22 protein-coding genes are annotated in these 22,784 nt (G+C 68.6%); 21 read left to right on the forward strand and 1 reads right to left on the reverse strand.

The window, feature by feature from the left end:
* The first annotated feature begins 24 nt into the window (after positions 1 to 24).
* The 5 genes from C3E79_RS01260 to C3E79_RS01280 all read left to right on the forward strand — a co-directional run bounded on the left by C3E79_RS01260 (position 25) and on the right by C3E79_RS01280 (position 3,204).
* Positions 25 to 969: a Ppx/GppA family phosphatase gene (locus C3E79_RS01260; RefSeq protein WP_108404993.1), complete on the forward strand. Its 945-nt coding sequence runs from the start codon at positions 25 to 27 to the stop codon at positions 967 to 969.
* Positions 969 to 1,583: a hypothetical protein gene (locus C3E79_RS01265; RefSeq protein WP_108403277.1), complete on the forward strand. Its 615-nt coding sequence runs from the start codon at positions 969 to 971 to the stop codon at positions 1,581 to 1,583. The genes C3E79_RS01260 and C3E79_RS01265 overlap by 1 nt, the downstream gene beginning before the upstream one ends.
* 43 nt (positions 1,584 to 1,626) lie before the next feature.
* Positions 1,627 to 2,490, forward strand: a complete 864-nt coding sequence (gene proC / locus C3E79_RS01270) for a pyrroline-5-carboxylate reductase (RefSeq protein WP_108404994.1) — start codon at positions 1,627 to 1,629, stop codon at positions 2,488 to 2,490.
* A 158-nt stretch (positions 2,491 to 2,648) separates the two neighbouring features.
* Positions 2,649 to 2,840, forward strand: coding sequence for a helix-turn-helix domain-containing protein (locus tag C3E79_RS01275; protein WP_108403278.1), 192 nt, complete (start codon positions 2,649 to 2,651; stop codon positions 2,838 to 2,840).
* Between the two features lie 262 nt (positions 2,841 to 3,102).
* Entirely contained in the window at positions 3,103 to 3,204 is a 102-nt protein-coding gene (locus C3E79_RS01280; protein WP_003855542.1) for a 30S ribosomal protein bS22, read from the forward strand.
* Positions 3,205 to 4,546: 1,342 nt separating this feature from the next.
* On the opposite strand, the gene C3E79_RS01285 is transcribed toward C3E79_RS01280, so the two are convergent.
* Positions 4,547 to 5,581 (reverse strand): HAD family hydrolase, encoded by a 1,035-nt coding sequence (locus C3E79_RS01285; RefSeq protein ID WP_108403279.1) that lies wholly within the window; start codon positions 5,579 to 5,581, stop codon positions 4,547 to 4,549.
* A 123-nt stretch (positions 5,582 to 5,704) separates the two neighbouring features.
* Here C3E79_RS01285 and C3E79_RS01290 point away from each other — a divergent pair, with 123 nt between their 5' ends.
* The 16 genes from C3E79_RS01290 (at position 5,705) to C3E79_RS01365 (ending at position 22,779) form a co-directional block, all read left to right on the forward strand.
* Positions 5,705 to 5,923, forward strand: a complete 219-nt coding sequence (locus C3E79_RS01290) for a glutaredoxin family protein (protein WP_108404995.1) — start codon at positions 5,705 to 5,707, stop codon at positions 5,921 to 5,923.
* A gap of 49 nt (positions 5,924 to 5,972) precedes the next feature.
* The gene (locus tag C3E79_RS01295) at positions 5,973 to 7,325 is read left to right on the forward strand and encodes a glutamyl-tRNA reductase (protein WP_108403280.1); all 1,353 of its coding nucleotides are present in this window, start codon (positions 5,973 to 5,975) and stop codon (positions 7,323 to 7,325) included.
* A gap of 1 nt (position 7,326) precedes the next feature.
* The gene (hemC, locus tag C3E79_RS01300; RefSeq protein ID WP_108403281.1) at positions 7,327 to 8,232 is read left to right on the forward strand and encodes a hydroxymethylbilane synthase; all 906 of its coding nucleotides are present in this window, start codon (positions 7,327 to 7,329) and stop codon (positions 8,230 to 8,232) included.
* 119 nt (positions 8,233 to 8,351) lie between these two features.
* Positions 8,352 to 10,058: a bifunctional uroporphyrinogen-III C-methyltransferase/uroporphyrinogen-III synthase gene (locus C3E79_RS01305; RefSeq protein WP_108403282.1), complete on the forward strand. Its 1,707-nt coding sequence runs from the start codon at positions 8,352 to 8,354 to the stop codon at positions 10,056 to 10,058.
* Between the two features lie 28 nt (positions 10,059 to 10,086).
* Positions 10,087 to 11,085 carry a porphobilinogen synthase gene (hemB, locus tag C3E79_RS01310; protein ID WP_108403283.1) on the forward strand — a complete coding sequence of 333 codons (999 nt, stop codon included), beginning with the start codon at positions 10,087 to 10,089 and terminating at the stop codon, positions 11,083 to 11,085.
* Positions 11,082 to 11,612, forward strand: a complete 531-nt coding sequence (locus tag C3E79_RS01315; RefSeq protein ID WP_108403284.1) for a hypothetical protein — start codon at positions 11,082 to 11,084, stop codon at positions 11,610 to 11,612. The genes hemB and C3E79_RS01315 overlap by 4 nt, the downstream gene beginning before the upstream one ends.
* 18 nt (positions 11,613 to 11,630) lie before the next feature.
* A complete protein-coding gene (locus C3E79_RS01320) occupies positions 11,631 to 12,107 on the forward strand; it encodes a hypothetical protein (RefSeq protein WP_108403285.1) in 477 nt (158 codons plus the stop codon).
* Positions 12,095 to 14,677, forward strand: a complete 2,583-nt coding sequence (locus C3E79_RS01325) for a heavy metal translocating P-type ATPase (protein WP_108403286.1) — start codon at positions 12,095 to 12,097, stop codon at positions 14,675 to 14,677. Before C3E79_RS01320 ends, C3E79_RS01325 begins: the two co-directional genes overlap by 13 nt.
* An 11-nt stretch (positions 14,678 to 14,688) precedes the next feature.
* Positions 14,689 to 15,738: a uroporphyrinogen decarboxylase gene (gene hemE, locus C3E79_RS01330; RefSeq protein ID WP_108403287.1), complete on the forward strand. Its 1,050-nt coding sequence runs from the start codon at positions 14,689 to 14,691 to the stop codon at positions 15,736 to 15,738.
* On the forward strand, positions 15,739 to 17,109 hold the full coding sequence (locus tag C3E79_RS01335) for a protoporphyrinogen oxidase (RefSeq protein ID WP_108403288.1): 1,371 nt from the start codon (positions 15,739 to 15,741) through the stop codon (positions 17,107 to 17,109).
* Entirely contained in the window at positions 17,106 to 17,807 is a 702-nt protein-coding gene (locus tag C3E79_RS01340; protein WP_108403289.1) for a DedA family protein, read from the forward strand. The genes C3E79_RS01335 and C3E79_RS01340 overlap by 4 nt, the downstream gene beginning before the upstream one ends.
* Positions 17,808 to 17,863: 56 nt before the next feature.
* Positions 17,864 to 19,180 carry a glutamate-1-semialdehyde 2,1-aminomutase gene (gene hemL / locus C3E79_RS01345; RefSeq protein WP_108403290.1) on the forward strand — a complete coding sequence of 439 codons (1,317 nt, stop codon included), beginning with the start codon at positions 17,864 to 17,866 and terminating at the stop codon, positions 19,178 to 19,180.
* Entirely contained in the window at positions 19,177 to 19,779 is a 603-nt protein-coding gene (locus C3E79_RS01350; protein ID WP_108403291.1) for a histidine phosphatase family protein, read from the forward strand. The genes hemL and C3E79_RS01350 overlap by 4 nt, the downstream gene beginning before the upstream one ends.
* Positions 19,780 to 20,340 carry a TlpA disulfide reductase family protein gene (locus C3E79_RS01355; RefSeq protein ID WP_108403292.1) on the forward strand — a complete coding sequence of 187 codons (561 nt, stop codon included), beginning with the start codon at positions 19,780 to 19,782 and terminating at the stop codon, positions 20,338 to 20,340.
* Between the two features lie 4 nt (positions 20,341 to 20,344).
* Positions 20,345 to 21,124 (forward strand): cytochrome c biogenesis CcdA family protein, encoded by a 780-nt coding sequence (locus tag C3E79_RS01360; protein ID WP_108403293.1) that lies wholly within the window; start codon positions 20,345 to 20,347, stop codon positions 21,122 to 21,124.
* Positions 21,124 to 22,779: a cytochrome c biogenesis protein ResB gene (locus tag C3E79_RS01365; RefSeq protein ID WP_108403294.1), complete on the forward strand. Its 1,656-nt coding sequence runs from the start codon at positions 21,124 to 21,126 to the stop codon at positions 22,777 to 22,779. Before C3E79_RS01360 ends, C3E79_RS01365 begins: the two co-directional genes overlap by 1 nt.
* Positions 22,780 to 22,784: the final 5 nt, after the last annotated feature.

Genomic DNA, 22,784 nt, shown 5'->3' on the forward strand with positions numbered 1-22,784 from the left:
CCGTAGACCCACTACGCTGTGTGTGTGCGACTAGGTGTATTAGATGTAGGCAGCAATACCGTCCACCTCGTGGCGGTGGATGCCCACAGCGGCGGCAGACCCACCCCGATGAGCGATTGGAAGCAGCCGCTGCGGCTGGTGGAGCTGCTGGATAAGGACGGAGCGATCGAGCCGAAGGGGATCGATAAGCTGGTCTCCGCGGTTCAAGAGGCAAGGGAACTCTCCGATAACCTCAAGTGCGAGGAGTTCCTTGCTTTCGCCACCTCCGCGATCCGCTCGGCGACGAACTCAGAGGATGTGCTCCGCCGGGTAGAGAAGAAAACCGGCGTCGAGCTGCGCATCTTGAGCGGAGAGGAAGAAGCGCGCTTGACGTTTCTGGCCGCGCGGCGCTGGCACGGCTGGTCGGCCGGGCGGATCACGAACATTGATATCGGCGGCGGCTCGCTCGAGCTCTCCACGGGCACCGAGGAGACCCCCGACCTGGCGGTCTCCCTTGACCTGGGGGCGGGACGCCTGACCCACCAATGGTTCGACACCGATCCGCCGGAGCGCAAGAAGATTAACCTTCTGCGCGACTTTATCGACGCCGAGCTCGCCGCCCCGGCCGAGAAGTTCCGCGCGCTGGGCGATGCTGGGCTGGCCGTGGGCACGTCGAAGACGCTGCGGACCCTTGCCCGGTTGACGGGCGCGGCGCCGTCGTCGGCGGGACCGTTTGTCAAGCGCACGCTCACCGCGCCGGGCCTGCGCCAGCTCATCGCGTTCATCTCGCGCATGACGGCGGCCGACCGCGCGGAGCTCGAGGGCATCAACGCGGATCGCTCGCACCAGATCGTGGCGGGTGCCCTCGTGGCGGAAGCCGCGATGCGCGCGCTGAATATTGATAAGTTAGAGATCTGCCCGTGGGCTTTGCGCGAAGGCGTTATTCTGCGGCGCATTGACCAGGGATACGACGACGAAGGAGAGAGCTAATGTCGGATAACTCTCAGCTCACAGTCGCGGAGTTGCTCTCGCGCGCGAGTAAGGAAAACCCCGATGCCGCGCCGACGCGGCGCCGCCACCGACGCAGCCTCGACGAGGGCGGGGTCTCCGTTGCTGAGCTGACGGGTTCGCTAAAGAAGGTCGAGGCGCGCCCGGTCGAGGCAAAGCACTCGAGCGTGCCTATTGACGCTGAGCCGGTCGTCGATAAGCCTGCTGTGAAGCCGGCCGAGGAAACCACGGTGCTGCGCAAGGTCGAGGCGCCCAGCCCGGCCGCCGCGCCCGAGGCGACAGGGGAGATCCCCGTCGTCGAACCGGCCGAGGAGCCCGCGGAAGAACCCGTGGAGGACGCGGCGATCAACCCGATCCTGCTCGTGCTCTTCGTCTTCCTCGGACTCGTCGCCGGCGTGCTGGGCTTCATCGCTTTCCAGTGGGTGTGGGCGAACGTCTCCGCTATCGTCGCCGTGATTGCCTCGCTCGTGGTCACCGCCGCCGTCGTCTTCGGGGTGCGTGCGCTGCGCACGGGGCGAGATGGGCTGACCATGGCACTTGCCGGACTCGCCGGGCTGCTCGTCACCTTCGGCCCCGGTCTGATTTCCCGCCTCTAGCGGCGCGGTTGCATAGTGCCGCAGTTGTGGCACTGTGGAGGACGTGGATAACAACAACAATGCAGTAACTGATCAATTCGATTCCCCGGAGGCCAACCCGGGCAAGATCGCCGTGATTGGCGGCGGCAACATCGGCGAGGCGCTCGTCGCGGGCTTGGTGAAAGCCGGGGTCGACCCGAACTCTATTTTCGTGACCAACCGCAGGAGCGAGCGCTCCGCCGAACTGGCGGAGCGCTACGGCGTGGTGACGGGCAGCGATAACGTCGAGGCTGTCTCGGGTGCCTCGCTCTGCTTCCTCTGCGTGAAGCCTGCCCAGGTCATCGACGTCATCGGCGAGATCAGCGAGACGCTGACGCACCACGATGAGCAGACCGCGCTGGTATCCATGGCGGCGGGCGTTACTCTTGCCGCCATGGAATCCGCGGTCTCTGCGGCTGGGACACCGCTCGTGCGCGTCATGCCCAACACCCCCATGCTGGTGGGCAAGGGTGTACATGTCGTCGCGTGCGGACGCTACGTCGACGACGAGACGCGCCAGCGCGTGCTGCGTCTGCTCGCCGTCACGGGCAAGGTCGTCGAGATTCCCGAGAAACTCATCGACGCAGCCACGGCCGTCTCTGGCGCGGGTCCGGCCTACTTCTTCCTTTTCACGGAAGCGCTTATCGACGCCGGGGTCGCCCTCGGGCTTACCCGCGATGTTGCCGAGGAGCTCGCCGCGGCGACGGTCTGGGGCTCCGGCGAGATGCTCATGGGTGACGACTCCGCGGCCGCGCTGCGCTACGCGGTGACCTCGCCCGGCGGGTCGACGTTCCGGGGTATTCGCGAACTCGAAGAGTCCGGGGTGCGCGGTGCGATCTTCCGCGCGACCGAGGCGGTGGCCGAGCGCTCCGCAGGGCTCGGAGGGTAGAGCCCGTTCCCAGCTTTCACAGGCGACACTCAAGGCCGCTTTTGGCGAATAAGTCGCACCGCGCACAGGTTTCACGCTAGTCTGGTTAAGGCACGTGCGTGATCGTCCTGTGGGAGGGGAAGCCTACAGCGCGACCGTGCTGAAGGGTAGAGAAAATTATGGCTAACGAAGATAAGGGTAAGTTCCTCACAGTCGCTGAGGTTGCCGAGATTATGCGTGTGTCGAAGATGACGGTTTACCGTCTTGTCCACGCCGGGGACCTCCCCGCAGTTCGTGTGGGACGGTCGTTCCGCGTGAACGAGCGGGCCGTGAGCGAATACCTCGACTCCTCCGTGTACAACGTGGGATAGCCCAAGGGGCTACCTGCGGTCCTTTTTGCCCGTCGCACCACGGTGCGGCGGGCATTGAGGTTTTTGGTCGGTCAAAGCCACCACGGTATGCTGTTATGCATTCGTGCCAGCGCGCGCACGGGATGCGTGGGGCGTGTGCCTGAAGTGAGAGTGCACCTCGCCGATGCCGCAAACGCCCGCACCGCTGAGAAGCGCCGCTTCCGTGACCGCAGGCAGGTATGTACATACAACTAGGCAACATCGAAGAAACGAGGAAGCTTTCATGGGTTCAGTCATCAAGAAGCGCCGCAAGCGCATGTCTAAGAAGAAGCACCGCAAGATGCTGCGCCGCACCCGCGTGCAGCGTCGCAAGCTCGGCAAGTAGCCCGGCAGTACAGGAGCCCGCACCCCGTTTCATGGGTGCGGGCTCTTGCATGTGCGGGGTACGTGCTGTGAGTTGATTGGGAAGACGCGCGGCGGGTGGGCTTGTTGGCTCTGCAGCTGCGGAGTGGGAGGGGGTGTGTTGACTCTGCAGCTGCGGAGTGGACGCCGAGGGCTTGTGGCGGGTGGGGTTGGTGGTGCGTTGCAGAGTGGGCGCCGAGGTATTGCTGACTCTGCAACTGCGGAGTGGACGCCCAGGTATTGCTGACTCTGCAGCTGCAGAGTGGGCGCCGAGGGCTTGTGGCGGGTGGGGTTGGTGGTGCGTTGCAGAGTGGACGCCGCCGACTCTGCAACTGCGGAGTGGACGCCGAGGGATTGCCGACTCTGCAGCTGCGGAGTGGGCGCCGAGGGCTTGTGGCGGGTGGGGTTGGTGGTGCGTTGCAGAGTGGACGCCGCCGACTCTGCAACTGCGGAGTGGACGCCGAGGGATTGCCGACTCTGCAGCTGCGGAGTGGACGCCGAGGGCTTGTGGCGGGTGGGGTTGGTGGTGCGTTGCAGAGTGGGCGCTGAGGTATTGCTGACTCTGCAGCTGCGGAGTGGGAGGGGGCTTGTTGGCTCTGCAGCTGCGGAGTGGGCGCCGAGGTATTGCTGACTCTGCAATTGCGGAGTGGGAGGGGGTGTGTTGGCTCTGCAGCTGCGGAGTGGACGCCGAGGGCTTGTAGCGGGTGGGGTTGGTGGTGCGTTGCAGAGTGGGCGCTGAGGTATTGCTGACTCTGCAATTGCGGAGTGGGAGGGGGTGTGTTGGCTCTGCAGCTGCGGAGTGGACGCCGAGGGCTTGTGGCGGGTGGGGTTGGTGGTGCGTTGCAGAGTGGGCGCTGAGGTATTGCTGACTCTGCAATTGCGGAGTGGGAGGGGGCGTGTTGGCTCTGCAGCTGCGGAGTAGATGCCGAGGGCTTGTGGCGGGTGGGGTTGGTGGTGCGTTGCAGAGTGGACGCCGAGGGATTGCTGACTCTGCAGCTGCAGAGTGGGCGCCGAGGGCTTGTGGCGGGTGGGGTTGGTGGTGCGTTGCAGAGTGGACGCTGAGGTATTGCTGACTCTGCAGCTGCGGAGTGGATGCCGAGGGCTTGTGGCGGGTGGGGTTGGTGGTGCGTTGCAGAGTGGACGCCGCCGACTCTGCAACTGCGGAGTGGACGCCGAGGGCTTGCCGACTCTGCAGCTGCGGAGTGGACGCCGAGGGCTTGTAGCGGGTGGGGTTGGTGGTGCGTTGCAGAGTGGACGCCGCCGACTCTGCAACTGCAGAGTACGAAACCCGCAAGTGCCTCGCGGTCGCACCGCCGCGCGGCGACCTACCCGCGCCGTTGCATCGCGGCTCGCGCCCCGGCGGCAATCGCAGCGGCGGCCATGATGATTGAGGCGGGCAGAGCGACTTTGCGCACAGAGCGGTAGTCGCGGATTTCCCATCCGTTGTTCTGCGCGTGCTTGCGCAGTGCACGGTCGGGATTGATGGCCACTGGTGTTCCCACCATGGAGAGCATGGGGATGTCGTTGATACTGTCGGAGTAGGCCGTGCACAGGCCTAGGTCGAGCTGCTGGATTGCGGCGAGCGCGGCCACTGCGTGGCGCTTGCCTGGACCATGCAGGATGTCGCCGACGAGCCGGCCGGTGAAGACCCCGTCTTCCGCTTCGGCGACCGTGCCCAGCGCACCAGTGAAGCCGAGCCGCTTCGCTAGGGCCTGACCGATCTGGACTGGGGTGGCGGAGACGAGCCAGACCTGCTGGCCGGCGGCGAGGTGCATTTGGGCCAGCTCGATGGTGGCCTCGAAGGCACGGGAGAGGATCTGGTGTTCGACGATGTCGTCGGCAAGATCGAGCAGGTCGGAGACCTTCTTTCCGCGCGCCAGGCCGAGCGCGTGCTCCCGGCCGCTGGCGATGTCGGAGGTACGTTCGGCGCCGAGGATACGGTAGCGCAACTGCTTGGTCAGGCCGGGGAGGAGCTCGCCCAGGGTGATCAGGCGGCGCTTGGCCAGGCCACGTCCAAGTAGCACGAGGGAGGAGCCTTGGATCAAGGTGTTGTCGATGTCAAAGAACGCGGCGGCCTCGGCGTCTTGGGGGATATCAGGGTCCGGCTGGTTAAGCCGCGCCGCGCCGGCGGAGGCAAAGGCCCCGCCGACGGAGTCGACGCCGAGCGCGAAATCCTCCATGGTCATCCCAAAGGTCTCGGAGATTGCGGCGGCGGCTGCGGCCTCGCCGGCGGCGCGTTGGGCGTCGTCGCCAAGCGGGCGCATCGCGCGATCCTCCAAGAAACGGCGGAGGTTGCCGTGGGACGCAGACCACTGGGCAAGGAACTCCCTCCGCGGCGAGTGGGGATGATCCGCGCTCATCACTCGTGACCTTCCTTTCGGGCCTACCTGAGGCTGGTAACGTACCTACCGTACAGCGTGAGGCGCGCGTGTAGGCACTCACAAGGGGAAGAGAGAAGGAGAGGCGTGAAAAAGGTCGAGCTCATGGTGCGCGCCACCTGCGGCTCGTGTGGGCGTGTCGCGCGCCAGATCGCGCCTATTGTCGAATCTGCGGGCGCGAGCTTCGAGCTCGTTGATGTCGATACGGACCCGGCGCTCGCGATCGAGTTCGGCGATCGCGTCCCGGTCGTCGTTATCGATGGCGACGAGTTTGCGTGCTGGGAGGTTGACGACGAGGCCCTCGCCGCCGAGCTCGCACGCTAGCTGGGTTATCCTTTAGTGTGATATCGAGCAAGGGTCCGGAGGGTTTAGTGTGAGTGTTCTCGTCGTAGGGATGTCCCATCGCTCGGCGCCAGTGGCTCTTCTCGAGCGGCTGAGCATGGACGATCGCGTCCAAAGTGTCACGACGACGGCGCTGGTTAACCAGCCATCCCTCTCCGAGGCGATGATCATCTCCACCTGCAACCGGCTCGAAGTCTACGCGGTGACCAACTCGTTCCACTCCGGGGTGGAAGATGTGCTCGAGGTCCTCGCCGAGACCTCCGGCGTGGAGGAGAGCGAGCTGCGTACCTACCTCTACGTGCGCTATGCCGACGCCGCCGCGGAGCACTTGATGACGGTGACCTCGGGGCTCGACTCCATGGTCGTGGGGGAGCAGCAGATCATCGGGCAGGTACGCGAGAGCTACCAGGACGCGGCCGAGCGCGGAACCGTCGGCCCCGGCCTGCACTCCCTGGCGCAATCGGCGCTGCGCACCGGCAAACGGGTGCACACGGAGACAGACATTGACGACGCCGGGGCCTCCATGGTCACACTCGCCCTCGACGAGGCGATGGCGATGATGGGCATTCAGGATTTCTCCGGCACGACCGCGCTCGTGCTCGGCGCCGGCGCGATGGCCTCGCTCGCCGCGACACACCTGGGCAAGAGGGGCGTGGACAGGCTCATCATCGCCAACCGCACCCGCTCCCGCGCCGAGCGCGTCGCGGAGCACGCCCGAGAGGCGGGAGTTACGGCCGAGGTCATCGACTTCGACGAGCGCGTGGCCGCGCTGCCGCGCTGTGACATCGCCGTCTCGGCGACCGCGAGCGACGAGTTCACCATCACCGCCGCGGACATCACGGACATCACCGGGCCCATCATGCTCGCAGACCTCTCGCTGCCGCGCGACATTGATGACGCGGTCGTCGCGCTCGAAGGGGTCCACCTCGTCAACATCGAGTCGCTCGGCGCCCTCCAGCGCGAGTCGGGAGGAAAGGACTCGCGCTCCCTCAAGGCCGCCCAGGCGATCGTCGCAGAGGAGGTCTCACAGTTCAGCTCCAAGCAGCGCGTGCGCGAGGTCGGCCCCGCGGTCGCGCAGCTGCGCCGGGCGGCGGACGAGGTCACCGATTCCGAGCTCGCGCGCTTGCGCGCGCGGCTCCCTCACCTCGACGAGGACGATTTCGCGCAGGTAAGCAGGGCGCTCCGCAGGGTCGTCGACAAGATCCTGCACACGCCGACCGTCAAGATCAAAGAGCTCGCGGCCGCCTCCGAGACCGTGAGCGTGGAAACCGCCATCGAGGAGCTCTTCGGGCTGGGGCGCAGCTCGGTGGCGATCGACGCGCAGCGGCTGCCGAAGCTCAGCGAGATATCCGATACCCCCACCGCACAACGAGAGGAGAGCTAAGATGCTCACAATTGGCACGCGCGGCTCCCACCTGGCCCGCACGCAAGCCGGCCACGTGCGCGACGCGCTCATCGCGAACGGGCACGACGCCGAACTTCGCACCGTCACCACCCCGGGCGATATCTCCCAAGCCCCGGTGGAGCGCATCGGCGTGGGCGTGTTCACCTCCGCGTTGCGCGACGCGCTCTTCGCCGGCGAGGTCGAGGTCGCCGTGCACTCCTTCAAAGACCTCCCCACGGCCGACGAGCCGCGGGCGCACATCGTGGTGCCTCCCCGCGAAGACAACCGGGAGGCCCTCATCGCCCGCGACGGCATGGGGCTTGCGGACCTGCCTGCGGGCGCGCGCGTGGGTACTTCGGCGCCGCGGCGCGTCGCGCAGCTCAAGGCGCTGCGCCCCGACCTGGACATCCGTCCCCTGCGCGGCAACATCGATTCGCGCCTCGGGCGGGTCGAATCCGGCGAGCTCGACGCCATCGTCCTGGCGTACGCGGGGCTCTCGCGCGGCGGCTACGGGGATCGCGCAACACAGCTTTTCGACGTCACAGAGCTCATGCCCGCCCCCGCCCAGGGCGCGCTGGCGGTGGAGTGCCGGGTCGATGATGCACCCACGCGCGCCGCGCTCGACGAGCTTTTCGACGCCACAACCGCCCTGCGGGTCAGCGCCGAGCGCCAGGTGCTCGCCTCCCTCGAGGCAGGGTGCACCGCGCCGGTCGCCGCGCACGCGGAGCTCAACGGCGGCCGCCTCGCGCTCACCGCAGGTGTCTTCGCCCTCGACGGCTCCCGCCAGCTCGTGGAATCCGCAGAGGCCGACATCGCCGGGGATGCTTGCCTCGAGCAGGCGCGCTCGCTCGGCCGCGAGATCGCCGGGCGCCTGCTCGAGGAGGGCGCGGCGCGGCTGATGGGCTAGCCGGTTTTTTGTTTCACGGCGTCTTCAAATTAAGGTGGAACTACGAAACCTTGACAACCCCCGGCGCGCTCGACCCACGCCGGGCCATGCATTGAGCCTTTCTACGAAAAGAACTTTTTATGACTCTGCCCTCCGCCACGCCCCAGCCGGGGAAGATTATCTTCGTCGGCGCGGGCCCGGGCAACCCTGATCTTCTCACGATCCGCGCCCGGGAGGTGATGGAAGCCAATTCTATCGCCGTTGTCGACCCAGAAGTGCTTCAGGGGGTGCGCGACGTCGTTGCCTCGAAGCTCCCGGTGCCGCAGGCGAAGCTGAAGGCCGCCGACGAGCGCTACGAGGAGATGTGCGCCGAGGCCCGCGCCGCGGGGGCTCGCCGCAAGCCCCCGCGCCCGCCGGAGCCGACCGCCGCCGAGCTCACGGAGGCCGAGGCGGGTAGCAGCGAGATCGTAGAGATCCTCTCGCGCGCGCTCGCCGAGGCCGCCGCGTCGATCGAGCGCGGCGAGGCCGGTGACGGCGATGTGGTACGCCTGGTCGCCGGCAACCCCCTGACCCGCGACGCCGTGAAGGAAGAGATCTCCGCCGTGGCCGCCGCCGGTCTCGAGTTCCACGTCGTGCCGGGCATGTCGCTGCCGTCGACAGTGCCGTCGTTCGCGGGCATCGCGCTCGGGTCGACCTTCACCGAGGCCGACCTGACTAACGAGCCGGTCGATTGGGACCGCCTCGCGCTCGCCCCGCAGCCGCTGGTGCTGCAGGCGCTCTCGGCGCACCTGCCGGTGATTGCGGCCGAGCTCACCGCCCGCGGGTTCGCGCCGTCGACCTCGCTGACCGTGACCACGAACGGAACGACGCGCCTGCAGCGCACCTTCGACGCCACGCTAGAGACCATCGGCAAGATCGACGCGGACCTCGACGGCAACCTCGTGGTCACCATCGGCACCGCCGTCGATGACCGCACGAAGTACTCCTGGTGGGAAAACCGCCCGCTCTACGGCTGGCGCGTGCTCGTGCCGCGCGCGAAGGAGCAGGCCGGGCCGATGAACGCGCGCCTGTCCGCCTACGGCGCGATCCCGCAGTCGGTGCCCACTATTTCCATGGAGCCGCCGCGCAACCCTGCGCAGATGGACCGCGCGATCAAGGGCATCGTCGAGGGCCGCTACCAGTGGATCGTCTTTACCTCCACCAACGCGGTGGCCGCGGTGTGGGACAAGTTCGAAGAGCTCGGCTTGGACGCGCGCTCGTTTGCCGGGGTGCACCTCGCCGCGGTGGGGCAGAAGACCGCCGACGCGCTGCGCGCCCGCGGTATGGTCCCGGAACTCGTGCCGCACCGCACGAAGCAAAACGCCCACGGCCTCGTCGAGATCTTCCCTGAGTACGTCGAGGATATCGACCCGGTCTCCCGGGTGCTCCTGCCGCGCGCGGACCTGGGCACGGACGTGCTTGTCGACGGCCTCATTGACCGCGGCTGGGAGGTCGACGACGTGGTTGCCTACCGCACCGTGCGCGCCGCGCCGCCGCCGGTGGAGGTGCGCGACATGATCAAGACCGGCGGGTTCGACGCGGTGTGCTTCACCTCCGCATCGACGGTGAAGAACCTCGTCGGCATCGCGGGCAAGCCCCACCAGCGCACCATCATCGCCGCGATCGGCCCGATGGCCGCGGCCGAGGCGCGCGAGCAGGGCCTGCGCGTCGACGTCGTCCCGGAGGTCTCCGACGTTCCCTCGCTTGTTGACGCACTGGCCAACCACGTCGCCGGGCTGCGCGCCGCGGGGCAGCTCCCGCCCCCGCGCAAGAAGCGTCGGGCCCGCCGCAAGGCCGCCGAACAGTAGGCCGCGCCCCGGGCCTAGACTAGGGTGCGTGTCTAGCTCAAATCTGCCCTACCGTCCCCGCCGACTGCGCTCCACCCCCGCCATCCGCGACCTGGTCGCGCAGACGCGGCTTTCCCCGGCCGACCTCATCTACCCGATGTTCCTCGCCGACGGAATCGCCGAGCCCCGCGAGATCGCCTCCATGCCGGGCCAGTACCAGCACACTCTCGATTCGCTCAAGGCCACCGCGGAGCATGCACTTGAGGCGGGGGTGCGCTGCATCGACCTCTTCGGCGTGCCGCGCGACGAAGACAAAGACGCAGAAGGCTCCGCGGCCTGGGCCGAGGAGGGCGTGCTCAACCGGGGCATCCGCGCCCTGCGCGAGGAGTTCGGCGACGACCTGATCGTCATGGCCGATACGTGCCTGGACGAATTCACGGACCACGGGCACTGCGGTGTCGTGGGCGTCGACAAGCAAGGCTCATCCGTTGTGCTTAACGACGCCACAGTGGCCCTCTACGAAAAGATGGCGCTCGCCCAGGCCCGCGCCGGGGCGCACATCGTCAGCCCCTCGGGCATGATGGACGGCCAGGTCGGCGCGATCCGCGGGGCCCTCGACGCCGAGGGCTATACCGGGGTGGCGATCATGGCGTACTCCGCGAAGTACGCCTCCGCCTTCTTCGGCCCCTTCCGCGACGCGGTCGGCTCCAGCCTCACCGGCGACCGCCGCACCTACCAGCAAGACCCGGCCAACGCCCGCGAATCCCTGCGCGAGGCCCGCCTCGACATCGAGGAGGGCGCGGACTTCGTCATGGTCAAACCCGCGATGGCCTACCTCGACATCGTGGGGGCAATCGCCGCGTTTTCCCCCGTCCCCGTGGCGGCCTACCAGGTCTCCGGGGAGTACGCGATGATCAAGGCGGCAGGAGCCAACGGGTGGGTTGACGAGGACGCCGTGATGCTTGAATCGCTGACCTCCATCAAGCGCGCGGGGGCAGAGCAGATCCTCACCTACTTCGCCATCGACGCGGCGAGGGCCCTGCGATGACCTCGGGCCGGGCCCGCCCCGAGGTGCTGAGCTACCTGCTCGGCTCCTGGGCGGTGATGATCGCCGGGGAGTTAGCGTTCCAGGTCGTCAACGCCATCGGGCTCGCCGCCGACCCCTCCGCGCTGCGCCAGGCGGCCGGGGAGGTCGCGCGCTCGCGCGGCCAGGAGGTCAGCGCCGAGATGATCGCGCTGAGCACCTACACCTCGATCGCGATGATGGCGGTGTTCCAGCTGCTCATCATCGCCCTGCTCGCCGTCGCCCTGCGCGCCGTCGCGGGCCGCTGGAGCTGGGCCCGCGGGGCCAAGCGCCTCCTGTCGGTGTTTTCGGTCTACTTTGCCATCCGGGCGGGCCTCGTCGTCGTCGCGCCTTCGGCCGTGGCCGCCGCGACCTCGCTACCCGTCGCGGTGCCGGCGGTGCTCGGCGCGGCCCAGATCATCGTCGGTGTGGCGGCCGTGTGCGCGCTGATCTACGCTTCCCGGGAGGAAGTGGACGAGTTTATCTCCGGCGACGCACAGAAGGGCGGGTAGGCGAAAAAGGTGGCAGGGATGTTTCCCACGATGGTGGCGGGTGAAGGCGACCCGAACCGCCGCCCCGGAACGGCGGGCGCCGACCAGGGCGCGCCGGGCGAGCTGCGCGCCGCGTACTGGCTCGCCGTCGTCGCTGCGGTGCTCATGCTCGTCACCGGGATGGTGCTCCTGTCGGTCGGTTTCCCGGAGGGGGCAGCCGAGGAGGCCCGCGCGGCCTTCATGCGCAACATGCGGGTGGCCGCCTTCGGCAACATCGCCCTCGCGATCGGCCTGGCGGTGAGCGCGCCGCTGGTGTCCGCCCGGGTGCGCGGCGCGCGGGCGTGGGCGTCGGTGTGCATCGCCGGGGCGATCTTCCTGAACGTCGCGGCGTTTTTCATGCGGGTGACCTCGTGGGCGTCCTTCGCCGTCGTCATCGTGCTCACGCTGAGCCTGTTTTTCATGTTCCGCCCCGCCGTCAACGCCTACCACGACAGGTTGGGTCCGTGGAGGAGCTAGCGGGAGACGAGCTGGAGCGCTCGATCATTGAGGCGCGCCGGGCGGCGATCAGCGCGGGGTTCGATCCGGATACCCCGCACGAGCTTGGCGACGACGCAGAGAACACCACACGCACCTCGTATGCCTTCCTGCTCTCCGGCATCGAAGACGCACCCCAGCTGCGCGAGATCGAGGAGGCGCTCGAGCGCCTCGAGGGGGTCTCGGCCCGCCTCGTCTACCCCACCGCCACGGCCTGGGTGACAGCCCCGGAGTCGCTGAACCCGGCAGAGATCACCGCGGTGATCGCGGAATTCGGGGTGACCGCGCAGATGTCCGATTCGACGCTGCGCCGCCGCGCTGTGGGGCGCCGAGCGGTCGGCCACCCGATGCCGCGGCGCGGCACGCGGCGGGTGGCGGGCCGAATGTCGGGGCGCATGCGCCGGCTGCGCAAGCACGAGGAGGCCTCCCTGAGCCAAAAGCGCGCCGCCGGCTTCATGCGGGGCGAGGTCGAGCGCCCCGCCACCTCTCAGTCCGACGTGCTCTTTACCGCTCGCGACCTGGTCACCCCGGTGCGGATGTGGGTGGCGGTGGCCTTGAGCGCGCCGGTGGTGGCCCTCAGCTACATACCGGCGCTGCAGTTCGGGGGCTGGCAGTGGCTCTGCCTCGCGCTCGCGACCCCGGTCGCGCTGTGGTGCGCGTGGCCTTTCCACCGCGCGATGGCCGGCGGGGTGCGCCGCGGGATCTCGGCGCTTGACGGCGCGAGCTCGATCGCGGTGCTCAGTTCCTACCTGTGGGCGCTGGGGGCTTTGGTCTTTACCAGTGCCGGCGATATCGGCTGGACCTCGAGCGGGAATTGGCTGCCCGTGATGCACGGCGAGGACATAGAGTTGTTCCTCGACGTGACCTGCGGGGTGACGGCGCTGCTGCTCATCGGCCGCTACAACGCGGTGCGGGTGCGTTCCTACCTGCTCGAAGACATGGAGTACCGCCGCCCCGACCCGAACCGGGAGTATAGGGTGATCCGCCGCCCGCGCGGGGTGGGCAAGGCCATCGAGGAGGCCATCCCCGCCTCCGAGCTCAACCGGGGCGACGACGTGATTGTGCACCCGGGCGATGTGATCCCCGTCGACGGCGACGTCGTGGGCGGCTCGTGCCGGCTCCACCGCCCGCTTATCGACGCCAGGGAGCCCCAAACGGTCAAGGTCGGCTCCCGGGTGTTTTCCGGCGATACCATCCAGGAGGGGCAGGTCAAGGTGCGCGTGGCCCGCACGGGTCACGCGACCCGCTGGGCCGCGGTGCACAAGTGGGTAGAGGATGCCTCGCGGCGCGAGAACCTGGCGACAATGCTCTCGACCCGCTCGGCGAGCCTGCTCATCCCCGCGGCCTACTTCATCGCGGGGGCCGACTTCTTGCTGTGGTTGCTCATCACCGGCGATGCCAACGCCGCGTTTTCCACAGCGTTGGCGATCCTCGCGGTCGTCGCACCGGTGGCGCTGGCGATCTCCCCGGCGCTGGCGTTGCGCCTCGGTATCGAGGCCGCGGCCCGCAACGGCATCCTCATGCGCGACGGGCACACGTTCCGCGTGCTGGAGGCGACTGACACCGCGGTGTTCAACCGCGTGGGCGCCCTCGTGAAACCGGAGATGTTCGTCGAGACGGTCACCGCCGAGCGCGGCGAGGACTCCGACATCGTCTTACGCGTTGCCTCCGTCCTCGCTGTGGAGTCGGACAGCCCGATGGCGAAGGCGCTGGTGAAGGCGGCGCGCGAGTCGCGCGACACCCGATCGAAGGACGCGATGCTGCCGACCTGGATCGAGCTGAGCAACGAGGTCGACAGCGCCGACGGGGAGTTCTCCGGCCGCCTCACGCTGACCTTCGAGGAGGACAACGGCGAGGAACACACGGAGGTCATCGACGCTTCTCTGTGGCGCCCGACGGAACTCTCGCAGCTGCGAGGCCGCCTCGCGGTCGCCGCCACGAGCGGCGGCACCCCGATCGTGGTGCGCTGGAAGGGCAGGGACCGCGGGGTGATCACCTTCTACGACCCGGCGAAGGACGACGCGATTGACGCGGTGGAGCGACTCGAGGACCTCGGGGTGGAAACGGTCATGCTCACGCGCGATACCTACCCGGTGGCGCGGCGTTTCGCGGACTTCCTGGGGGTGACCAACGTCCTGGCCGGGGTGCGCGCCGCCGACAAGCCCGGTGCCGTGCGCGCGCTGCACACCCAGGGCGCGACGGTGGCGATGGTGGGAGATCACACCATGATGGAGGTGTTAAAAGTCGCCGACGTCGGCATCCTCTACGCCAACGACAAGGCGATTGATTCGCGGCTGAGCAAGGTCGAGGACAACGCCGAGGTCGTGCTCCTGCGTGACGACGTCATGGCGATCCCCCAGCTCATCGCGCTCTCGCGTCGGGTCTGCGGCATCATCGACGCGAACATGCTCTTCGCCTGGGCCTACAACATCGTCGCAATCGTGCTGGCGGTCGCCGGCGTGTTGCCTCCGATGGGGGCGACTCTGCTCATGCTCGGCAGCACTCTCATCATCGAGGCACTCTCCGCCAGGGCGCGCCGTTTCCCTCTGTAGACTGCTGGCATATGACTAGACGCGCGCTCCCCGACGCCCCCTTGATCGCCGCCGCAGCCGGGCGCCGCCCTTCGCGCACCCCGGTGTGGTTCATGCGCCAGGCGGGCCGCTCCCTGCCCGAGTACCGCAAGGTGCGCGAGGGAATCCCGATGCTTCAGTCCTGCTTCATGCCCGAGCTGCTCGCCGAGATCACCCTGCAGCCGGTGCGCCGGCACGACGTCGACGCCGCGATCTTGTTCTCCGACATTGTCGTCCCGCTCAAGGCAGCCGGCGTCGAGGTGGAGATCGTGCCGGGGAGAGGGCCGGTTGTGGCACAGCCGGTGCGGGGGAGGGGGGACGTCGATAAGCTGCCCGTGCTCGGACGAGACATCACCGAGGTCGCAGAGGGAATCCGCATCATCCTCGGCGAGCTCAACGAGACCCAGGCCCTGATCGGTTTCGTCGGCGCGCCGTTTACCCTGGCGAGCTACCTCGTGGAGGGCGGGCCGTCGAAGAACCACGAGAAGACCAAGGCGATGATGCACGCCGACCCGGAGACCTGGCACGCGCTCATGGCCAAGCTGGTGCCCACCATTACGGCGTTTCTGCGCACGCAGGTCGACGCCGGGATCGATGCGATGCAGCTGTTCGACTCGTGGGCGGGGTTCTTGTCCGAGCGCGACTACCGGGAGCACGTCTTGCCGTACTCGACCGAGATCCTACAAGGCGTGGCCGGCGAGATCCCGCGCATTCACTTCGGCGTGAGCACCGGCGAGCTGCTCGGCGCGATGAGCGAGGCGGGCAGCGAGGTGATGGGCGTGGACTGGCGCGTGCCGCTCGATGCCGCCGCCGCTCGCTTCGCCTCCCCACGGGTGCTGCAGGGCAACCTCGACCCGGCCATGCTTTTTGCCGGGCGCGATGTGGTGCGCGGCGAGGTTAGCCGCATCAAGGCGGAGGCGGCGCGCGCGATCGAGGCGGGCAACGCCACCGGGCACATCTTCAACCTCGGCCACGGGGTGCTGCCCGCCACCGACCCGGGCGCGATCACCGAGGCTGTCGCGATTATCCACGAGGAGAGCTAAATGCGTATTGCCATCATCGGCGCGGGCCTGGCAGGGCTGACGGCAGCCTACGAGCTGCGCGAGAATGACGTCGACGTCTACGAGGCCACCGACCGCATCGGCGGCAAGCTGTACACGGTGCCCTTCGAAGCCGGGCCCACCGACATGGGCGCCGAGGCCTTCCTCTCGCGGCGCACCGACGCCGTGGAGTTCATCTCCGAGCTCGGGTTGAAAGACTCCCTCGTGGCGCCCTCCGGCCTGGGCTCGCTGGTCTACGCCGGCGGCCGGGCACTGCCGCTGCCGCGCGGCGGGGTGATGGGCATTCCGTCGACGGGCCAGGCGGTGGCGCACCTCGTGGGTGCGGAGGCGGCGGCGCGTATCGACGCCGAATCCGACGCCCCTGGGTTCACCTGGGAGGCCGGAGGAGACGTGAGCGTGGGTGCGCTCGTGCGCGCCCGCTACGGCGACGAGGTCGTCGACGTGGTGGTCTCCGCCCTGCTCGGCGGGGTGTATTCCTGCTCCGCGGACGACCTGGGGCTGCGCGCGACGCTGCCGCAGCTCGCCGGCGAGCTCGACCGCCTCGCCGCCGACGGCCCGGTGCACCTGAGGGACGCGGTGGGCAACCTCGAGGCCTCGCGCGCCGAGCTGCCGACGGGCCAGGGCTCGGTGTTCTCCACCTTCCGCGAGGGCTACCAGGAGCTCTACGAGGCGCTCGCGGAAAAATCTGGCGCCGACATCTACGTCGACGCCTTCATCTCCGGGATCTCGTCCTCCGCCGCGGGCTACCGGCTCGCCGGCGGCGAGGACAAGGACTACGACCGGGTCATCCTCGCCGTGCCCGCGCCGACGGCGGCGCTTCTGCTGAAGCAGGTTGCGCCCGAGGCGGCGTCTGCGCTCTCCGCGGTGAAGCTGGCCAACTCCGTCGTGGTGGGCATGCGCTTCGCCACAGACGCCGGCCTGCCGAACAACTCCGGGGTGCTCGTCGCCTCCGGCGAGCAGGGGGTGCGCGCGAAGGCGTTTACCTTCTCCTCGCGCAAGTGGCCCCACCTGGCGAAGCGCGGCGGGGCGCTCGTGCGCGCCAGCTTCGGGCGCTTCGGTGACGATGTCGCGCTGCGCGCCAGCGAGGATGACCTGGTGGACTGGGCGCTCGATGACCTGCAGACCATCACCGGCTTTGACGGCCGCGCCGCCGGTCTAGAAGAGATCTACACCCAGCGCTGGTTCGGCGGGCTGCCGCGCTTTGATGCCTCCCACCTCGCCACCGTCGAGGCCGTGCGCGGGCACCTGGCGGGCACGGCCGGCATCGAGGTCGCCGGCGCCTGGGTCGGCGGCGTTGGCGTGCCCGACGTCATCGCGGGCGCGCGTCGGGCGGCGGCGGAGGTCTTGCGATGACGAGCGCGGAGCCTACCGCCGAGAAGGAGTGGTGGGAGGAAGACGGCCTGCCCTGGAACTCGAAGCCGACGAAGCAGGACTATTGGTGCCTGGGTCTCTTCGGCTTCGTCGGCCTGTTCGGCATGGCGATGATCCCGCTGCGCGCCTGGCTGCTCGGCCTCGACCCGCCGGTCATGCTGGCGCTCACCGGCTCGCGCATCGGCGCGGCATCGACAGGCGCGCTGGCCTCTATCGGCCAGGCGGAGAACTGGCTCGCCTACCTGCTCATCGGTTCGGTGGTGGCGATCAAGTTCGACTGGATCTACTGGTGGGCGGGCAAGCTGTGGGGCCGCGGCATGCTCGAGGTGCAGGCCAGCCAATCGAAGCGCGCGGCAAAAAACATCGCTCGCGCCGAGGCGTGGGGGCGCAAGCTCGGCTGGGTCGGCATCTTCCTCGCCTACCTTCCTATCCCGCTGCCGATCGCGTTCGTCGTCTTCGTGCTCGCGGGCATGACCGGGATGAAGCTGTGGAAGTTCATGCTGCTCAACTTCGTGGCCAAGACGCTGTGGTCGCTGCTCTACTTCGCGCTCGGCTGGCGCATCGGCGAGCCCGTCGTCTTCGTGCTTGAGCAGTACGCGCGGGTGGCGAACTGGATCGCGATCGCGCTCATCGTGGTCATCTTCTTCACGGCGTTCCGGGGGCAGCGCCGTGCTGCTTAAACCCCGCCGACTCCGCAGCTGCGGAGCGCGCACCCCCGTGCCCTAAGATAGGGGCCATGACTGCGCAACACCCGACCTCCGCCAACACCGCGCGCTCGGCCGAGCTCTTCGCCCGTGCCCAAACGCTCACCCCGGGCGGGGTGAATTCGCCGGTGCGTGCCTTCGGCTCGGTGGGCGGGCAGGCGCGCTTCATCGAGCGCGCCGAGGGCTCCACGCTTTACGACGTCGACGGCAACGCCTACGTCGACCTCGTGAACTCCTGGGGTCCGATGCTCCACGGGCACGCTCACCCGCAGGTCATCGAGGCGGTGGAAAAGGCGCTGCACAAGGGCCTGTCCTTCGGGGCGCCGACCGAGGCCGAGATTGAGCTCGCCCACGCCATCGTGGAGCGCACCAGCGTCGAGGAAGTGCGCATGGTCAACTCCGGCACCGAGGCGACGATGAGCGCGGTGCGCCTCGCCCGCGGGTACACGGGCCGGGCCAAGATCGTGAAGTTCGCGGGCTGCTACCACGGCCACGTCGACGCGCTGCTGGCGTCGGCAGGGTCGGGCGTCGCCACGTTTGCGCTGCCCGATTCCCCCGGCGTGACCGGCGCCCAGGCGGCGGAGACCATCGTCGTGCCCTACAACGACCTCGACGCCGTGCGCGAGGCCTTCGCGCACAACCCTGGCGAGATCGCCGCGGTCATCACCGAGGCCGCGGCCGGAAACATGGGCACCGTGGTCCCCGGCGAGGGCTTCAACCAGCAGCTCAAAGACATCGCGCATGAGCACGGCGCGCTGCTCATCCTCGACGAGGTGATGACGGGCTTCCGCACCTCGCACGCGGGCTGGTACGGCGTCGACGGGGTGGCGGGCGATCTCACCACCTTTGGCAAGGTCGTCTCCGGAGGGCTGCCGGCCGCCGCGTTCGGCGGGCGCCGCGAGATCATGGAGTACCTCGCGCCGAACGGGCCGGTCTACCAGGCGGGGACGTTAAGCGGTAACCCGGTGGCGATGGCGGCCGGGGTGGCGTCGCTCAGCCTCGCCAGCGAGGAGATCTACCCGGTGCTGCTGCGCAACGCCGACACCCTCGAAGAGCTCATCCACGCCGCGCTGACGCGCGAGGGCGTGGTCCACCACGTGCAGCGCGCCTCGACGATGCTCTCCGTGCGCTTCGCCGAGGGGGAGGGGCGCAACTTCGCCGACATGCAGGCCGCCGAGACGTACCGCTACCCGGCGTTTTTCCACGCACTGCTCGACAACGGTGTCTACGCCCCGCCGAGCGCGTTCGAGACCTGGTTTGTTTCCACCGCTCTGAGCGCCGAAGATTTCGGGCGCATCGAGGCCGCGCTCGCGGTCGCAGCAAAGGCCGCCGCAGGGGCGAGCAAATGACACGCTCGGTGGTCCACCTCGTGCGCCACGGCGAGGTCTATAACCCGATGAAGCTGCTCTACGGTCGCCTCCCAGGCTTCCACTTAAGCGCGCGGGGCCGCTCGATGGCCGCGGTGACCGCGCAGTACTTCGCGGGCCGAGACGTCGCCTACCTCGCCTCCAGCCCGCTAGAGCGCGCCCAGGAGACCGCCGCGCCGATCGCAGAGGTTACCGGGTGCGAGGTGGACACGCTCGGCGATCTCATCGAGTCCGCGAACGTCTTCGAGGGGCTGCGCACCAAGGGACTGCGCTCGCAGCTGTGGTACCCGCCGCGCTGGCGGCACATGACCAACCCGCTCGAGCCCAGCTGGTCGGAGTCCTACGAAGAGATTTTCGAGAGGATGTGGCGCGCCGTGGGGCACGCGCGCACGCAGGCACAAGGCCACGAGGCGGTGGTGGTCAGCCACCAGCTGCCGATAGTGATGGTGCAGCGCCACGCCCAGGGCAAGCGCATGCCGCACGTGCGCCGCAAGTGCGACCTGGCGAGCGTGACCTCGCTTGTGTTCGAGGGACCTGATGTTGTTGACTTCTCCTACAGAGAACCAGCGAAGGACGTCTAGATGCGCAAACGAGTAGCCCCGCTCGTGGCGGCGGCACTGATGACCACCGGGTGTGCCGCGCCCAGTGGTGGGGAGACCTTTTCATTCCATTCCCCCGGCGGGCAGGTGGAGATCTTCTACGACGAGCCGGAGCGCGCCCCGCTCGGCGAGCTGAGCGGGGAATCGCTCATGGAGCCCGGCACGCAGATCTCGCTGGCGGACTACGAGGGCAAGGTTGTCGTGCTCAACGCGTGGGGCCAGTGGTGCGCGCCGTGCCGCGCGGAGGTCGACGACCTGCAGGAGATCCAGGACCACCTGGGGGAAAGCGGCACCGTGCTGGGCATCAACGTGCGCGATTACAACCCGCAGATCGCCCGCGACTTCGTCACCGACAACGCGGTGACCTACCCCTCGATCTACGATCCGCCGTTTAAGTCCGCGGCGGCGCTCGGTGGGGTGCCCAGCTCGGTGATCCCGACAACCGTGGTGCTGGATAAGCAGCACCGCCCGGCGGCGGTGTTCCTGCGCGAGGTCACAGCAAGCGACGTCACCGCCGTGACCGACAAGCTCGTGGGGGAGTGAGGTCGTGGGCGAGTTCTTCTCTGACCTCGTGCTCACCGGCCCCCTCCTGCTCGGCGCGGTGGCAGCCGCGGTGGCCGGCCTGGTCTCCTTTGCCTCCCCGTGCGTCATCCCGCTCGTGCCGGGCTACCTGTCCTACCTCACCGGCGTCGTCGGCGGGGAGATGGAGTTCGGCGAGCGCGGCCCCCGGGTGGCCACGCGCCGGGCCTCGGTGGCGGGCGCGGCCGGCCTGTTCGTCCTTGGGTTTACCGTCGTATTCCTCCTGGCCACGGTCTCGGTGTTCGGCGCGATCAGGCTCATTACCCTCAACGCCGAGGTGCTCATGCGCCTCGGCGGGGTGGTCACGATCCTCATGGGGCTGGTGTTTATGGGCGCGGTGCCCCTGCTGCAGCGCGACACCCGCCCGGCGCCGCGACGGTGGACCACGCTCATCGGCGCCCCGCTGCTCGGCGGGGTCTTCGCGCTGGGGTGGACCCCGTGCCTGGGGCCCACGCTCGCGGCGATCATCTCCGTCTCTGTGGGCACCGAGGGGATGACCGCGGCGCGCGGGATCTTCCTCGTCACCGCCTACTGCGTGGGCCTTGGCCTGCCGTTCGTCCTGCTTGCCCTCGGCTCCGCGCAGGCGGTCGCCGGGGTGGACTTCCTCCGCCGCCACTCGCGCGCCATCCAGATCGCCGGCGGGGTGGCCATGATCGTCGTCGGCCTTATGCTGGTGACCGGGGCGTGGGGCTACTTCGTGGGCTGGTCGCGCCAGCTCGTGGTGGGCTACGGGGCGAGCGTGGTGTGATGCGTACCGTAGCGACATGGCTCAGGCGCGCCTGGCACTGGCTGACCAGCATGCGCACGGCTCTGATCTTGCTCTTCCTCCTCGCCCTCGCTGCGATCCCGGGCGCGCTCTTGCCGCAGCGCTCGGTGAGCGCCTCGCTTGTCGACGACTTCTACAAGGCCAACCCGGTCATGAGCCCCATCTACGACCGGCTGCAGCTGTTCAACGTCTTCGGCTCGACCTGGTTCATCGCCATCGTGGCGCTGCTCATGGTCTCCCTCGTCGGCTGCATCCTCCCGCGCACGGCGGAGCACTGGCGGGCATTCCGCGCCACCCCGGTGCGCGCGCCGAAGTATCTGCACCGCATGCCGCTGCACGCGGACGGGGTCGTCGACAAGCCGCTCGCCGAGGTTGAAGCCGACCTCGCGCGGGTCTTGCGGCGCTGGCACACCGCCACCTACACCCCCGAGCAGGATCGCGCCGGGGCGCGCTCGATCTCGGCGGAGCGGGGCTACGCCCGCGAGCTGGCGAACCTGTTCTTCCACATCGGGATCGTCGCGATGATCGTCACCTTTACGGCCGGCCGCATGGTCTACTACGAGGGTCAGGTCATCGTGGTGACGAATTCGGAGGCACCCTCGGCGGTGCCGGTGGAGCGCTCGCGGGAGTTCTGCAACACTTCTCCGGCGAACTACGACACCTTCCGCGCGGGCCCGCTTTTCGACGGCACCGGGCTCACCCCGTTTTGCTTCGAGTCGCACAACTTCAAGGCCTCCTACCTCAACACCGGCCAGGCGAACGGCTTCTCCTCGGACATTTCCTATACCGCGGACCTGGGCGCCGAGCGCTCCGGGTGGCAGGACTACACCCTTGCCGTGAACCACCCGCTGCGCATCCGCGGTGACCGCGTCTACCTTCAGGGCCACGGGTTCGCGCCTCAGGTCACCGTGACCTGGCCGAACGGGGAGTCGCGCACGCAGATGATCCAGTTCCGGCCGACGGACGTGCAAAACTTCCTCTCCTCCGGAGTGCTGCGCTTCGACCCGCCGGCGGGGATGTATCCGGATCTTGCGCAGCGCCGGGAGAACCAGATCGCCATCGAGGGCGCCTTTGCCCCCACCGCGAGCTGGACCGGGCCGAACGGGGACCAGCTGCGCTCTTCCTTCCCGGCGATGACGGACCCGGCGTTGGCGGTGGACATCTACCGCGGCGACGCGGGGTTAGACACGGGACGGCCGCAGAACATCTTCGTGCTCGACCAGGCGCTCATCGCCGACGGCAGGCTGCGCAAGACCGACCGGGTCAACCTCGCGCAGGGCGAGGAGGTCACCCTTGAGGGAGGGGTGCGCGTGCGTTTCGACGGCGCCGCCGAGTACGCCAACTACCAAATCGCGCACGATCCCACCCAGGGGTGGGCGCTGGCGGCGACGGCGCTCATGCTCGCCTCCCTCATCGGCTCGGTGGCGATCAAGCGGCGCCGCATCTGGGTGCGCCTCGTACCGGAGGGGGAATCGACGCGCGTGGAAATGGCCGGTCTGGCGCGCACGGACCGCGCAGGGTGGGGCGCGGAGTTCGACGAGCTCGCGGGGCGCGTGTTCGGCGGGACGTCGCGGCGCGACGATAACGGCACTGACGACGCCTCTGAGGAAGATGACGTGGCCGATGACCTTGGTTAGTCTCG

It is taken from the genome of Corynebacterium liangguodongii, from assembly GCF_003070865.1.
GTDB lineage: Bacteria > Actinomycetota > Actinomycetes > Mycobacteriales > Mycobacteriaceae > Corynebacterium > Corynebacterium liangguodongii.